Genomic DNA, 15,145 nt, shown 5'->3' with positions numbered 1-15,145 from the left:
AGGATATTATGACAAGAATTCAACACTTAATCAAAGGAAATGAAAAATTCAGAAGTCTCTATTTCCCCTATTTTGAAAAAGATTTAAAAAAATCGGTTAAAATAGGACAAAAACCTGAAGTGCTGTTTATTGGATGCTCTGACAGTCGAGTAACGCCTGATTTGATGCTTGATACCAAACCAGGGGACATGTTCATTTTACGAAACGTGGGCAATTTTATCCCTCCATTTAAAGCCGATAATGACTTCCACGGTAGTGCAGCAGGGATTGAATATGCGGTTTCTGTCTTAAAAGTAAGAGACATCATTGTATGTGGCCACTCACATTGTGGAGCATGTAAAAGTCTGTATGAAGAGATTCCTAATGAACCTTCCATGATTCATATTAAAAAGTGGCTTGAGTTGGGACAAAAAGCCAAAGAGTTTACGCTTAAAAACATCAAAGACCCTAATGACATGGAAGAGCTTTATCGTCAAACAGAGCGTAACTCGATTTTGTACCAAGTTGAAAATCTTTTTTCATATCCTGCTGTTAAGCAAAGAATTGAATCAGGAGATTTACGAATCCATGGTTGGTACTACTCGATTGAAACAGGTACCTTAGAATATTATGACAGAGAAGAAAAAATCTATAAACCACTGAAAGAGATAAAATGAGTCAAGAAAACGTAGAAGTAAGAAAAATCCCGAAAAAACATATGATTGCAATCATTATTGTTGTACTTGTTGGTATCGCATACTATATTGTAAGCTCGCAGTTGCGTGCAGATAAACTTGAAGAGATTCTTGGAAAACTTGGGCATCCAAATGTTACGGATGTAACCGTTTATAAAGTTCACAAAGTAGAAGACCCTGAAGTTAAGAAAAAAGGAACCCTTTATAGTTTAAAATTCAAAGATTTAAATACCAACAAAGAGTGCAATGGATTTGTACTTTACAATTATAAACATGAGTACAGTAAAGATTTAGACTGTAACTAACACATTGGACAATTATGACACTAGAAGAAAAAATTTTTAACCAAGAGCGTCTGACATTTGAAGAAGCCGTCGCACTTTATGATTTAGACCTCTTTACTTTAGGCAAAGTCGCCAATAAAATACGACGAGAAAAGTTTGCTAATAAAAGCTACTTTAATATCAATCGGCACATCAATCCAACCAACATCTGTAAAGACGTGTGCCAATTTTGTGCTTACAGTTCAAGTAGAAAAAATCCCAACCCTTATACCATGTCTCATGAAGAGATTATGGCAGATGTGGCAAAAGCCGTTGAAAAAGATATTAAAGAGGTACATATCGTATCTGCGCATAATCCTGATACAGGTTTAGAGTGGTACATGGATATCTTTAAAAAAATCAAAGACACCTACCCTCAACTGCATGTCAAAGCACTCACTGCAGCTGAAATTCACTTTTTAAGCCAAGAGTATAACCTTACATATGAAGAGATCATTGCAAAAATGCTTGAAAGTGGTGTGGATTCTATGCCAGGTGGGGGTGCAGAAATCTTTGATGAAAAGGTACGTAAGAAAATCTGTGGAGGAAAAGTGACGTCTCAACAGTGGTTGGATATTCACCAACTCTGGCACCAACAAGGCAAACAAAGTAATGCTACGATGCTCTTTGGACACGTAGAGACAAGAGAACATAGAATTGATCATATGTTGCGACTGCGTGATTTACAAGACAAAACGGGTGGCTTTAACGCCTTTATTCCTCTTGTTTATCAAAAAGAGAATAACTATTTAAAAGTCAAAGAGTTTCCAACAGGACAAGAGATTTTAAAAACCTTTGCCATTGCAAGAATTTTACTCAACAATATTCCACATATCAAAGCCTATTGGGTGACTTCTACCATGAAACTGGCTCTTCTAGCGCAAGAGTTTGGTGCTGATGATTTAGATGGAACCATTCAAAAAGAGTCCATTCAAAGTGCAGCAGGAGCAGCAAGTGCCAATGGTATGCCACTGCAAACATTTATAGATGTGATTAAAAATTCTGGATTTGTTCCAGTGGAGAGAGACTCCGTATATAACGAAATAAAAGTGTGGTAATACCTTTTTATTTCTCTTCAGTTTTTAATAAAAAGCTATAACAAACCACGACTTTCATCGTCGTGGCCCAGAGCAGTTATCTGTTTTGGTGAAATTGTACAATAAATTGCGTTCGTATTCCTTCATCTGTTTTCTCCATGATTATAGGATAAGAGATGTTCACAGAATACAATGCAATGTTTAATCGTTCAATTAAGTCAAAAAGCTCTTTTGGTGTTTTATAAACCGTATCAACTTGATAATTAAATGTACTCACTTCTGATTGAAAATCCGATTTAAACTCAAAATTTACATCTTTACCTAAAAGTCCTGCTAGAACTTCATGTACTCTTTGTTTTGGCAAAAATTCGTTGACTATATAGTTGGGTAAAATCTCTTTGATGTTGCTTGTCTCTTCAATCTTATCACGGTTGATAATGGTCGCGTTTAAAACGGTGCTCTTTCCATCAATAAACTCAATATCTGAATGTGCATAGAGTTTTAAAAAATTGGGTTGCATTGATCGAATAAAGGTGTCATCTTCAAGTAAACTCACACTCATAGTAGACTGTTTGGCTTCCAGTTTCAATGAGTTAAGTACCACATTGTATGGAATATTTTCAAACAGCTCTAAAAGGTGTTTAGAAATTGCTCTGTTTTTAACCATATGATTTGGCAATGCAGGTTTTTTTGCCAACAGCTCTTTTTGTTTTTTAAGCGCTTCTTTTTGAATTTTCTCTTGCACTATTTTTTCTTCCACGCTCTGTTTTTTTATCTCCATAAATGTGTAAATCGTATAAACAGACGCCGCAGAAATAATTAAAAAAAGCAACAGAGAAATAAAAGTAAATTTACTTTTGACCTTTTTTCGTGGTGCAATAAAACTCTTTTGCTGTTTTAAAGGCTGTTTGGCCAACTCATAGATGTAATCATCCATTGAGATAGGATGATAGTTCACTTCGATTAAAAGCTCTTTATGTAAGGTATTAACCTGTTCATCATTGAGCTGTTTAATCATATGTAATATGGTTACTCTGTCAATAAAAGTTTTATCTTTAGTGGCATAAAATTCAGCTAAAACCGTGCTGATGATGTTCTCTATTTCATAATAGTAAATCTCATCAAAGAGTTTTTGCCCTGAAATTTCATTATCATAAAAGTGCGACTCTTTAATCTCAGCAAATGAGGTCAACGCTTTAATGGCATAATAGACAATTTTGTTCTCTTCATTTAAAATCACCAAATACAATGAGTCATTTAAAATAAGCCCTGTTAAGGCTGAAGCACTTGGGTTTTGTTCACAATGCAGATTTAAAATATGAAAAGGGGAATAGATATAATCAATTCCGCTGGCATCAAAATAGTATTTGGTTTCAAAAAGTGTACTTTTATCTAAAGCCACTTTATAATCACTGTTTAAATTAACCACCACATTAGTATCAGCATCGGGTTTATCCCCTTTTGCATAAAGTTTTTGAGTGGGGGCATCACACACCGTTGAGAAGTAGGTTTCAGGTTCATTTTGTTCCAATGTACGCAATTTAATCACCACATCCTCAGGCAGACTCAACCCTGAAGTTAAAAATGTAGATTGTTCCGCTTTGATGATATCGTCATTGTTTAACAGTTTATAATCAAGCTTCAATTGATTATAGTACTTTATAATACTTACATATTGTGAACTTTTACCAAACATGATCCCCTCGATTATTTCATTACATTATTTTGATGCAGTTTCTCTCGTATGAGTGCCTTTGCGTCATCCATCTCTAACCCCGTGATACTAAATGGTTCTCCCACATAAAAATCAATACGTCCAAATGGTTTAGGCACTACAAATTTATCCCATGATTTAAACTGCCAATATTTACTGGGTTGTGCATTGAGTGCAACAATTTGGCAATCGGTTTTTTGTGCTATGGCAACGATTCCATTGGCCACACTGAATCGTGGTCCTCTTGGACCATCGGGTGTGATGGCCACGTCATTACCTTGCTTTATCTCTTTGATGGCATTCATTAAGGCTTTTAATCCCCCTTTTGAACTGGAACCATCAATCCCTCCAACGCCTAGGTATTGTACAATTTTTTTAATTAATTCGCCATCACGATGCTCACTGACAATCACCTTCACTTTTCCATTTTTTCTAAAGTGTCGGTAGTTCAATGGTTGCATCAATAGATCCCCATGCCACATTGCAATAATCAATGGTCTCTTCTCATCTACCTTGGCATAGAAGTAGCGTTTTTTGTTTGTTAAATAGATGAATCGAACAAAGAGTTGCAGTAAGTAAGGTATGACGGTTTTTCTTAAGAACTCTTTCATGTTACTTTACAATTTCACCTTTTAACGCCGTTCTTGTTGCTTCTGTGATTTTAACATCCACAAACTGCCCCAACAATTCATCACTTCCTTTGACAAAAACCTGACAGTAGTTATCTGTAAAGCCTGAAATCTCTCCATTGGGTTTAAGGTTTTCAAACAGCACGGTCATGGTTTTTCCTACATTGACTTGCATCAATTCACTTTGATGCTTTTTATGCAGTTCAATCACTTCAATAAGTCGTTTACTTCCAATTTCATCGGGTACAGTTTGTTCTTCTAATGCAAGTGCAGCCGTGTTTGGTCGTGGAGAGTATTTGAAATTGAAAATTTGGTCGAACTTCACTTGCTCAATCACATCAATGGTGTCTTCAAAATCCTCTTGCGTTTCACCCGGGAATGCCACAATGATATCCGTGGTAATTCGCACATTTGGAACCAATTCTCTGATTTTTTTTGCACGATTTAAAAACCACTCTTTGGTGTATCCTCGTTTCATCGCTTTTAAGATATTGGTTGATCCACTTTGAAGTGGCATGTGAATGCATTTTGAGATTTTGGGATTTTGTGCAAACTCTTCAATGAACTCATCATCCATGTGCAATGGGTGAGGAGAGGTAAATCGAATACGCTCTAAGCCATCAATTTTTGAGACCTCTTGAAGCAGTTTTGTAAACGTTGTTTTCTCACGTTTATCACTGAACCGACGTCCATATGAATTGACATTTTGTCCTAAAAGCATCACTTCAACGGCCCCATTAGCGACATCTTTTTTGATTTGTTCCACAATCATTTCAGGTGGAATAGAGATTTCATCCCCTCGTGTTGCAGGAACAATACAGTATGTACACTCTTTATCGCATCCAATCGAAATATTAACCGAAGTTTTATACATCGATGTTTCTGCACGTGCAAACTCATACGTACTGTCATCATTATCAATAGCGATCTCTACAGCACCTTTGGTATCAACCACATCTTTTATTTTAGAAATATTTCGAGCCCCTACGACAAAATCAACATAAGGTGCTCTTTTAATAATATCTTCGCCCAAGTGGCTTGCCGTACATCCGCAAACCCCAATCTTAGCACCCTCTTTTTTCTTAGTGTTAAACTGACCAATCTCTGAGAATAGTTTCTGTACAGGTTTTTCTCGAACCGAACAGGTATTGATAATAATAAGGTCAGCCTCTTCAATATTGTGTGTTGGAGTGTAGTTTTTATGTTTGTTTAACTCAGCAGCAATATGAGCAGAGTCGGTGTCGTTCATTTGACACCCCAACGTTTGAATAAATAGTTTTTTTGATTCTTCTTTATTTTGCATTAACGTCTCTGATTCCTAACTCTTAAAGTGCGTGCACCTCATACATATATTCATCATCAGCAAGACCATATCGTACCTCTCTAAAGTATACGTTAAAACCTTCTGCTTCTAATGTATCCACTAATGCCATCATATCTTTATGTGAATTATCTTTGTCGAAATAGAAAATCTTCTCTCCTGCTTCTTTTAATTGTTCAATCAATTTATCAAGTTGAACCTTCTTTGGTTTTTCTGTAAGCTCTTTTCGTGCTAATAATACGTCCATTGTATTAACCCTTTGTATGTATGTTTAAGATAAGTCAAATATTTTATCTAAAAATCACTTTAATTTGTATAAAGAGATATCAAAGTAGTTTTAGATATAATATCTATCTACATCACATTGAAAATCATTTTTTATCATTTCAATGTTAAAATTTTAAGGGTTAATACATGGATAAAATTATTGATATTTTAGATTCAATAGCATATGAAAAGGGATTAAAAATTACTGAGATTGAAGAGGCTTTAAAAGAGGCTCTTATTATCACTGCAAAGAAAATGGTGGATGACACACTCACATTTGATGCAGAAATTGATCGCGTCAATAAACAGTTAAAACTGTTCCAAAAAATTGAAGTCGTAGCTGATGATGACAAACGATTAACGGGTGAAGAAGTTGACTTATACGGAAACCCTATTAATAAAGAGAATTTTATTACCATCACAGAAGCATGCGACATTGATCCCGATTTAGAAATTGGTGACTTCATGGAGTACGAACTAGAGTTTGAAAACATGGGAAGAAATGCCGCCACCATATTAAACAACAATTTCGAATATCGAATTCAACGATTTTTAGAACAAACCTTAATGAGTAAATACCAAGACAAAATTGGGAAAATTATCAACGGAAGTGTTACACGAGTTGATCGAAGCGAGAACACTTTTGTGGAGATTGGCGAAGTCAAAGGAATGCTTCCAAGAAAGAGCCGAATCAAGGGTGAAAGCTTTAAAGTGGGTGATAACTTAAAAGCAGTCGTAAAAGGGGTGAATATTGATAAAACCAATGGGCTTATCATTGAACTTTCACGAACATCTCCAAAATTCTTAGAAGCCCTTTTAAAACTTGAAGTGCCTGAACTCAAAGATGAACGAGTGACCATTGAAGCCAGTGCCAGAATCCCTGGAAGCCGAGCAAAAATCGCTTTAAGTACCATTGAATCTACAATAGACCCGATTGGTTCAGTGGTGGGTGTTAAAGGGGTGAGAATCTCTGCAGTGAGCCAACAACTCAATGGTGAGAGCATTGACTGCGTTGAGTACTCAACCATTCCTGAAATGTTTATTTCACGTGCACTTTCACCTGCTATTATCAACAGTGTGGTCATTGAGAAATCAACCGTTGAGGGCGAAAAAGATAAAGCCATTGTTACTATTCCAAGTGATCAAAAGTCAAAAGCAATTGGAAAAGCAGGTTTAAATATCCGATTGGCTTCAATGCTCACACAATGTACCATTGAACTCAAAGAGGTGGGCGGAACAAGTATGCCTACAAGTGATTCAGAAGGTGCTTCACAAGACAGAACCAACGATACAACATCATTGGAGGCATTGTTTAAATAATGAACGCATTGTCTTTTTATGATTCGGTTAAAAAAAGTAAAGAGCCTTTTGTCTCTTTAGAAAAAAACAAAGCACGTGTGTATGTCTGTGGGCCTACTGTGTATGATGATTCACACTTGGGTCATGCACGAAGTGCCATTGCATTTGATTTACTGCACCGAGTCTTAAAAGCCAATGGGTATGAAGTGACCATGACCAAAAACTTCACCGATATTGATGATAAAATCATCAAAAAAATGCAAGAGAAAAACCTCTCATTAGAAGAAATCACCACACACTACATCAATGAATATCAAAAAGATATGGATGCACTGAATGTGTTGCCCAATACACTTGAACCCAAAGCCACCGATAATCTTGAAGCCATGAAAGAGATGATTGAAACGCTTTTAAAAAAAGATACGGCTTATATCATTGATGATGGGGTCTATTTTGATACATCAAAAGATGGCACATACGGCAGTCTCAGCCATCGTTTTGAAGATGAAAATGCCCAAGCAAGAGTCGAAGAGAACTCACAAAAAAGAAATCAAAAAGATTTTGCACTGTGGAAAGTCAAAGCAGATGAAAACATCACTTTTGAAGCCTCATTTGGAAAAGGACGACCAGGATGGCACATTGAGTGCAGTGCGATGATTAACAAGCATTTAGCGTATGAAAATAAAGAGTATCAAATCGATATTCACGGTGGTGGAGCAGACTTGCTTTTCCCTCACCATGAAAATGAAGCAGCACAAACACGATGTGCTACAGGGAAAAATCTTGCAAAATATTGGATTCATAACGGCTTTGTCAATGTCAATGGGGAGAAAATGAGTAAGTCTTTGGGCAACTCCTTTTTCTTAAAAGATATTTTAAAAGTGTATATGGGAGAAGTGGTACGATTTTATATCTTAACCGCACACTATCGAACAGATTTTAACTTCAATGAAGAGGATTTGCTCGCCTCAAAAAAAAGACTTGATAAACTTTATCGAGTGAAAAAGAGAGTCTATGGAATGGGTGCAAGCAGTGTCAATAAAACCTTTCAAGAGAGTCTCTTAAGCGCCCTTAATGATGATATGAACTCTTCAAAAGCTCTTGCAATAGTTGATGAGATGATCAATCATGCCAATGAGACGCTTGATAAAGAGCCTAAAAATAAAAACTTTAAAAAAGAGTTGATTGCCAACTTAGAGTATGTTGCAGAGATATTAGGGGTTGGACTTCAAGATGCTTACAGCTACTTCCAATTTGGAATCGATGAACAAATGATTACAAAAATCGAGGAACTTATTGCCAAACGTAATGAAGCAAAAAAAGCAAAAGATTTTGAAACTGCGGATAATGTACGAGATGAACTCACTGCTTTAGGGATTTCTGTGATGGATACACCCAATGGCGTAGTGTGGGAAAAACAATAAAATCTTACTTTACATTGCTTCTTTCAATACACTATTATCTTTTTTCTATATAATGAAAGTATCATTATATAGAGGAAACCCACTGTGACTGCCAAATTAAATAAAACTGTATTTTTTATCTCATCCGGACTTATCCTAGTTCTAGCTCTTTTCGCTTCTATTTTTCCAAAAATAGCCGATGCCTTTTTCAAACACTTACAAGCTGTGATTGTTGAAAACGGCAGTTGGTTTTATGTGCTTACAGTAGCCATCATTCTCATTACTGTTGCCTTTTTAGCCTTTTCAAAATATGGAGACATCAAACTAGGTCCAGATCACTCAACAGCTGATTATAATAATCTCTCATGGTTTGCCATGCTTTTTTCTGCAGGTATGGGTATTGGATTGATGTTCTTTGGTGTAGCAGAACCAGTGATGCACTTTTTAAATCCTCCAGTAGGAGATGGAAGTACCGTTGAGGCTGCACGACAAGCCATGCGTTTAACTTTCTTTCACTGGGGCTTACATGCTTGGGCCATTTATGCTATTGTTGCTATTATTTTAGCGTTTTTTAGTTATCGACACAATCTTCCTTTAACACTTCGTTCTGCTTTGTATCCTATTATCGGGGATAAGATTTATGGTCCCATTGGACATGCCGTGGATATCTTTGCGGTTATTGGTACACTTTTTGGTGTTGCGACGTCATTGGGATATGGGGTTTTACAAGTCAATACAGGGTTGAATTACTTATGGGATATACCTGTTTCAACATTTTCTCAAGTGATACTTATTTTAGCCATTACTGCTTTAGCAACGCTTTCTGTGACCACGGGTTTAGATAAAGGGATCAAACGTTTATCTGAAATCAATCTGCTTTTAGCCGTAGGCCTTATGCTGTTTATTTTGGTTGCTGGTCCCACCGTCTTTTTACTACAAGCCTATGTACAAAACCTCGGTTCTTATGCTTCCAATATTTTAAGCAGTACTTTTAACCTTTTTGCGTATGAAAAAACCGATTGGATTGGAGGGTGGACAATTCTTTATTGGGCATGGTGGATTTCTTGGTCGCCATTTGTGGGGCTTTTTATTGCAAGAATCTCACGAGGACGAACCATCAAAGAGTTTACCTTAGGTGTCTTATTAGTACCAACTGGGTTTACCTTGATGTGGATGACTTTTTTTGGGAATTCTGCCATTCATCTTATTTTAAATGAAGGATTTACGCAGTTGGGAGCAACCGTATCCAACGACGTTACTCTTGCACTGTTTGCCTTTTTAGAGCACTTCCCTTTCAGTGCATTTACCTCAGTAGTTGCAACGATTATGGTTATTGTCTTCTTTGTTACCTCTTCAGATTCTGGGTCAATGGTCATTGATATGTTGTGTTCAAATGGACACGATGACACGCCAATATGGCAACGAGTCTATTGGGCAGTGGGAGAAGGTGTCATTGCCTCTATTTTAATCCTTGCAGGAGGCTTGGCTGCTCTTCAAACCATGACCATTGCCAGTGCTTTACCTTTTAGTATTGTTTTACTTGTTGCAACGTATGGTTTGATTAAAGCTTTACGGCTGGATATTGCTAAAAAAGAGAGTCTTCAATACTCTACAAGCTTTACAAACACCACCTCCAACGCAGACGATTGGGACAAACGATTAAACAACCTTGTGAATTATCCCACTGAAAAAAATGTGCATCGCTTCTTAGAAAAAGTGGTACAACCTGCGCTTGAAGATGTGGCCAAAGTCTTACAGAAAAATGCCTTAGATGCTGAAGTCAATATGAGTGAAAGTAAAGATAAAATTACGTTGGTTGTTAATCTGGGAGAAGAGACCAATTTTGGTGAAAATAAAAACTTTTTATACCAAGTTAAAAATGTCTCTCGTTCAAAACCTACATTTACTTATGATGAAAGCGGTGAGAGCACAGAAGAGGATGAACTCTATTATTGTGCAATCGTCTACCTCATTGAAGGGGGGCAAGATTATGATATCATGGGATGGGATAAAGAGAGCATTCGAAATGATGTGGTTGACCAGTATGAGAAACACATGCACTTCATGCATTTAATTAATTAATGCAGAAAGTGCACACTTGCTTTTTATAGCAAAGTATTTTCTAATTCTTAGCTTTTTATCAATGTATATAAAGATAAAACATCAAAATAAAAATTTATATTTTAAAGAAGTTCAAGAAAGAGAAATAAATTTAGAAGTAAATTTACTATAAATAAATGAGCAAAAAATTTCTCTGTATGACGAAGAGATTTGTTAAAAGATGGATTTTAAATAAGGCATAAAAAAAGGGGAAGCAATCTGCTTCCCCTTTTTCCTTGTCGTAAACTTTTACTTATCTAGCGAATGCTGCGTCAGTAACGTTTTTAGTATCAACAATATATGGAACTAATGCCATGTGTCTTGCTCTTTTGATTGCCATTTCTACCATCTCTTGAGCACTTTTAGAGTTACCAGTAAGTCTTCGAGGCATAATTTTTCCTCTTTCACTCATAGATAATTTAAGTAAATCTACATTTTTATAGTCAATGAAATCAACTTTCATCTCAGTATATTTACAATATTTTTTTCCGTATTTTCTTCTTTCAGCCATTGTATATCCTTATTCTAAAACGGTATTTCGTCTTCATCAATATCAATTTCAGGTATTGAGTACTCTTGTTTTGGTTGGTTACTCATACCACCACCTTGTTGAGGAGCATTACCATAGTTATTTGGTTGTTGCCCTTGTCCATATTGGTTCGCATTTGATTGAGCATACTCTGAGTTGTTATAATCACCTTGAGTGTTGTTTTGAGCATCAGATTTAGAATCCAACATTTTCATGTTGTCCACTCTTAAAGAGTGTTTACTTCTGTTTGTTCCATCTTGTGCTGTCCACTGCTCTAATACAAGTCGCCCTTCTAATAAAACTTTAGAACCTTTTCGTAAATATTGATTTGCAACTTCTGCACTTCTTCCAAAAATATTGAAATCTAAAAAACAAACTTCATCTTTTTGTTCTCCAGTTGATGTTTTATATTTATAAGAAGTTGCGATTGCACTTTTAGCAATTGCTGCACCACTTGGTAAATATCTTAATTCAATATCTCTGGTTAAATTTCCGACCATTACTACTTTATTATACATAACAGGTTCCTATCTTATTGATTAGTTTGCTTTTTTAGCAGCCTCTTCACTCATTTTTGTCCATGCAACAACTTCTTTTTTGCTCTCATATTTAATAAAAATGAATCGGATAATGTTTTCGTTGATTCTGTAGTTTCTCTCTAACTCTAAGATTGCACTTGGAGCAGCTTTAAAGTAAGCTACGAAATAGTAACCTCTTTTGTTCTTTTGAATCTCGTATGCTAAAGGTCGAGTACCCATATCATCGCATGCAACGATCTCACCACCATTTTTTTCGATGTTAGATTTAACTAAATCGATTTGAGCCGCAGTCTCTTCTTCAGTTAGCGTTGGCTTCAAAATAAACATTGTTTCATAATGTTTAACTTTTGACATTTAATCTCCTTCTAGATTTCGCCGGTATTCTAAAATATCAGCAAGGTTTTTTATAAAGTCTGTGATTTTATCTAAACAAAGCTGAAAATTTTCTAAGGTGAGCTTGCACATATGCATTTTGGTCATTTATTTTCAAAGTTTTCAGCTCTAACTCTAAATGATTTAAAAAATCCATCATCTCTAAAAAAGTATTGGGTTTAATTGAAATAGCAAGTTTACTCTTCTTTTCCCACACAGGTTTGGGAGGAACAAAGCCTAAAATCTCTTTGGCATTAGGTGCACCTACGGTTCTGGCATACGCACTTATCATAAAGAGTTGTTGGATAAAAGCTGTAATTTGAGTAATGAGATAAATCTCATTCATCCCCTCATCTAAAAGCGCCACCAAATCCAAATCAATATTCTCTCCACTGAGCAATTTATGTAAAAAATCCTCCAAAGAAACGGCACCAAAACCAAAACATTGTTGTTCTACTGTTTTTGCTGTGATGGTTTCATTTAACACAGCAAGTTTCTTTAAGTCATTCATGGTCAACGATAAATCATGTCGATGCATAAAGTAAAGATGATTGAGTGCTGAGACTTCATACTGTAAGTTTAAAGCTCTGGCTTGCTCTTCTATGAGTCGTATGGCTTCATTGGGGAAAGGTTGAAACATTCGTACTGCAACGGCATCATTTTTTTGTGTAAAGTAGCCTTCCATCGCTTTAAAATCACTGTCCCCCATGCATGCAAATATGACCGTACTATCACTATTGGTCGTGCACGCTTGAATGAGTTCCGTCACCTCAGCCTTTGGCAATTTTTTATCGATTTTTATAATCACCACATTGCTTGATGCAAACAGCGATGACTGTAATAACTTATCTTTACAATATTTGAAGTTATACTCATCATAATAAATTTTCTCTATATCTTCTACAGGTGCAAAGGACAATGCCACTTGCAGTGCATAATACTCTATTAAGTAGTTACTTTGCCCATAAAACATATAAGCACTGAACTTCTTGTTTTGTCGTAATAAGTTATCAAATTCGTTTTTATACATCAGTCACATTTGCCTTAATCTGCATATCGTTTTGTAATATCAGCGTAGTTTTCAATTCGTCTGTCTCGTAAAAATGGCCACCATCGTCGCACATTTTCACTTCGTTGTAAGTCAATATCACACAAAATAATCTCTTCTTGATCTGAACTTGCATGTTTTAAAAGTTCTCCTTGAGGTCCAAAAATAAATGAGTTCCCCCAAAACTTTGTGCCTGCCATTACTTTGGCATCATCGGCTTCAAACCCTACTCGATTAACCGTTAATACAGGCAACCCATTGGCCACAGCATGTCCTCGTTGAACCGCAATCCAAGCATCGAGCTGTCGTTGTTTTTCATCTTGTTCATCTCCTTCAAACCATCCAATGGCCGTTGGGTAAATGAGCATTTGTGCCCCTTTTAAAGCCATAAGACGTGCGGCTTCAGGATACCATTGATCCCAACAGACCAATACTCCCAATTTCCCCACACTCGTTTGAATAGGCTCAAATCCCATGTCTCCAGGAGTGAAATAGAATTTTTCATAAAACCCTGGATCATCAGGTATGTGCATCTTTCTGTATTTTCCAGCCACACTGCCATCTTTTTCAAACACCACAGCAGTGTTGTGATACAACCCAGCAGCTCTTTTTTCAAACAAAGAGGTGACCAATACAACGCCATTCTTTTTTGCAATGCTTGACCAAAAAACAATGTCCTCTTCCCAAGAGTTCGCTAAATTAAACGTATCGACGTTTTCATTTTGGCAAAAATAGTGTGTTTGGTGCAACTCTTGTAAAATCACCAATTGCGCTTTAGCTTTGACCGCTTGCTCAATCATTGCAACTGTTTTTTCAATGGTTGCTTCTTTGCTTCCGTAATATTTTTGTTGAATCATTGCAACTTTACACATCTTACATTCCTTTTAATACTGGATATTGCATCGTCACACAGTGCAGTGAACCATGCTGTTTAATCAAGGTTGAACAATCAATGGGAATAATTTCCTCTTTTTTAAAGACCTCTTTGAATACTTCTAATGCTTTTTTATCGTTTTTGTCATTGTATGTTGGTACCAATACTGCCCCGTTGATGATTAAAAAGTTTGCATACGTTGCAGGCAATCGTTCATCGTCAAAAATCTTTGCTTCAATCCATGGAAGCTCTACAAGTTTATAAAGTTTTCCGTCCACATTTTTAAACGTTCGCAACTGTTTTTTCATCTTTTTAAATGCTTTATAGTGCTCATCATTTTTATCATCACACCCTTGATAGATGATGGTGTTTTCATTGGCAAATCGAGCCAGTGTGTCAATATGTGCATCGGTGTCATCCCCTGCTAAAAAGCCATGGTTCAACCACAACACTTTTTGTGCCCCTAAATACTCTTTTAAAGTTCGTGTTATCTCTTTTTTTGAAAACTGTGGATTTCTGTTGGGTTCAAGCAGACAGTTTGAAGTGGTCATAATCACACCATTACCATCGCTCTCAATCGCACCACCTTCTAACACAAAGTTATAGGTTTTAAGTCCATAGCCTTCAAAAAAACCTTTTTTATAAAGTTTTTGTGTGATTTGGTTGTCTTCATTAAAAGCAAACTTTCCACCCCACGCATTAAAACTGAAATTTAAAATAGTTGATTTTTTACCCTCTTGAATCGTAATACCACCAAAATCACGACTCCACGTATCATTGTTCTTAGCTTGCACAAACATCAAGTTGGTTTTATCTTCAAAAAGAGCTTTTACTTCTTTAAGGTTTTGCGCCACAATCAAACAAGGTTGAAATTGTTGTATGGCTTTTGCTATATTGACAAAATTAACAATGGCATCCTCTAAATAAGGTGCCCAATCGGTCTTTTGATGAGGGAAAACCAACTGCACAAAAGCTTGTTTTTCCCACTCTGCTGGCATACGTTTTTTTGCCATGTT

Annotated in this window: 16 protein-coding genes; 6 read left to right on the top strand and 10 right to left on the bottom strand. The window is 36.2% G+C overall.

The genetic code is table 11. The features are described 5' to 3' along the window. Positions 1-8: 8 nt before the first annotated feature. The 3 genes from CRV04_RS08385 to mqnE are packed head-to-tail and all read left to right on the top strand — an operon-like array spanning position 9 to position 2,055. Positions 9-656 (top strand): carbonic anhydrase, encoded by a 648-nt coding sequence (locus CRV04_RS08385; protein ID WP_128996397.1) that lies wholly within the window; start codon positions 9-11, stop codon positions 654-656. Beyond that, positions 653-979: a hypothetical protein gene (locus CRV04_RS08380; protein WP_128996396.1), complete on the top strand. Its 327-nt coding sequence runs from the start codon at positions 653-655 to the stop codon at positions 977-979. Before CRV04_RS08385 ends, CRV04_RS08380 begins: the two co-directional genes overlap by 4 nt. 14 nt (positions 980-993) lie before the next feature. After that, complete coding sequence (gene mqnE / locus CRV04_RS08375; protein WP_128996395.1) at positions 994-2,055, top strand: aminofutalosine synthase MqnE; 1,062 nt, start codon at positions 994-996, stop codon at positions 2,053-2,055. 76 nt (positions 2,056-2,131) lie between these two features. On the opposite strand, the gene CRV04_RS08370 is transcribed toward mqnE, so the two are convergent. From CRV04_RS08370 to CRV04_RS08355, 4 genes are read right to left on the bottom strand one after another with little or no spacing between them, the layout of a single operon-like run. Next, the gene (locus CRV04_RS08370; protein WP_128996394.1) at positions 2,132-3,730 is read right to left on the bottom strand and encodes a hypothetical protein; all 1,599 of its coding nucleotides are present in this window, start codon (positions 3,728-3,730) and stop codon (positions 2,132-2,134) included. 11 nt (positions 3,731-3,741) lie between these two features. Then, a complete protein-coding gene (locus CRV04_RS08365) occupies positions 3,742-4,359 on the bottom strand; it encodes a lysophospholipid acyltransferase family protein (protein ID WP_128996393.1) in 618 nt (205 codons plus the stop codon). Position 4,360: 1 nt separating this feature from the next. Beyond that, positions 4,361-5,680: a tRNA (N6-isopentenyl adenosine(37)-C2)-methylthiotransferase MiaB gene (miaB, locus tag CRV04_RS08360; RefSeq protein WP_128996392.1), complete on the bottom strand. Its 1,320-nt coding sequence runs from the start codon at positions 5,678-5,680 to the stop codon at positions 4,361-4,363. A 22-nt stretch (positions 5,681-5,702) separates the two neighbouring features. Continuing rightward, on the bottom strand, positions 5,703-5,945 hold the full coding sequence (locus CRV04_RS08355; RefSeq protein WP_128996391.1) for an HP0268 family nuclease: 243 nt from the start codon (positions 5,943-5,945) through the stop codon (positions 5,703-5,705). A 167-nt stretch (positions 5,946-6,112) separates the two neighbouring features. Here CRV04_RS08355 and nusA point away from each other — a divergent pair, with 167 nt between their 5' ends. The 3 genes from nusA (at position 6,113) to CRV04_RS08340 (ending at position 10,749) form a co-directional block, all read left to right on the top strand. Then, complete coding sequence (nusA, locus tag CRV04_RS08350) at positions 6,113-7,285, top strand: transcription termination factor NusA (protein WP_128996390.1); 1,173 nt, start codon at positions 6,113-6,115, stop codon at positions 7,283-7,285. Continuing rightward, entirely contained in the window at positions 7,285-8,688 is a 1,404-nt protein-coding gene (gene cysS, locus CRV04_RS08345; RefSeq protein ID WP_128996389.1) for a cysteine--tRNA ligase, read from the top strand. Before nusA ends, cysS begins: the two co-directional genes overlap by 1 nt. An 84-nt stretch (positions 8,689-8,772) precedes the next feature. Further along, the gene (locus CRV04_RS08340; protein WP_128996388.1) at positions 8,773-10,749 is read left to right on the top strand and encodes a BCCT family transporter; all 1,977 of its coding nucleotides are present in this window, start codon (positions 8,773-8,775) and stop codon (positions 10,747-10,749) included. 271 nt (positions 10,750-11,020) lie between these two features. Here CRV04_RS08340 and rpsR read toward each other — a convergent pair whose 3' ends face one another. The 6 genes from rpsR to CRV04_RS08310 all read right to left on the bottom strand — a co-directional run bounded on the left by rpsR (position 11,021) and on the right by CRV04_RS08310 (position 15,142). Next, positions 11,021-11,278 (bottom strand): 30S ribosomal protein S18, encoded by a 258-nt coding sequence (gene rpsR / locus CRV04_RS08335; protein ID WP_128996387.1) that lies wholly within the window; start codon positions 11,276-11,278, stop codon positions 11,021-11,023. 14 nt (positions 11,279-11,292) lie between these two features. Then, a complete protein-coding gene (locus CRV04_RS08330; RefSeq protein WP_128996386.1) occupies positions 11,293-11,814 on the bottom strand; it encodes a single-stranded DNA-binding protein in 522 nt (173 codons plus the stop codon). A gap of 21 nt (positions 11,815-11,835) precedes the next feature. Then, positions 11,836-12,189, bottom strand: coding sequence for a 30S ribosomal protein S6 (rpsF, locus tag CRV04_RS08325; protein WP_128996385.1), 354 nt, complete (start codon positions 12,187-12,189; stop codon positions 11,836-11,838). A 67-nt stretch (positions 12,190-12,256) separates the two neighbouring features. Further along, positions 12,257-13,237, bottom strand: coding sequence for a DNA polymerase III subunit delta (holA, locus tag CRV04_RS08320; protein WP_128996384.1), 981 nt, complete (start codon positions 13,235-13,237; stop codon positions 12,257-12,259). Positions 13,238-13,251: 14 nt separating this feature from the next. After that, the gene (locus tag CRV04_RS08315; protein ID WP_128996383.1) at positions 13,252-14,127 is read right to left on the bottom strand and encodes a carbon-nitrogen hydrolase; all 876 of its coding nucleotides are present in this window, start codon (positions 14,125-14,127) and stop codon (positions 13,252-13,254) included. A gap of 1 nt (position 14,128) precedes the next feature. After that, entirely contained in the window at positions 14,129-15,142 is a 1,014-nt protein-coding gene (locus CRV04_RS08310; protein WP_128996382.1) for an agmatine deiminase family protein, read from the bottom strand. Between the last annotated feature and the right edge of the window lie 3 nt (positions 15,143-15,145).

Origin of the sequence: Candidatus Marinarcus aquaticus, from assembly GCF_004116335.1 — a bacterium.
Taxonomy (GTDB): domain Bacteria; phylum Campylobacterota; class Campylobacteria; order Campylobacterales; family Arcobacteraceae; genus Marinarcus; species Marinarcus aquaticus.
This window is presented reverse-complemented; position numbering and strand designations above follow the sequence as displayed.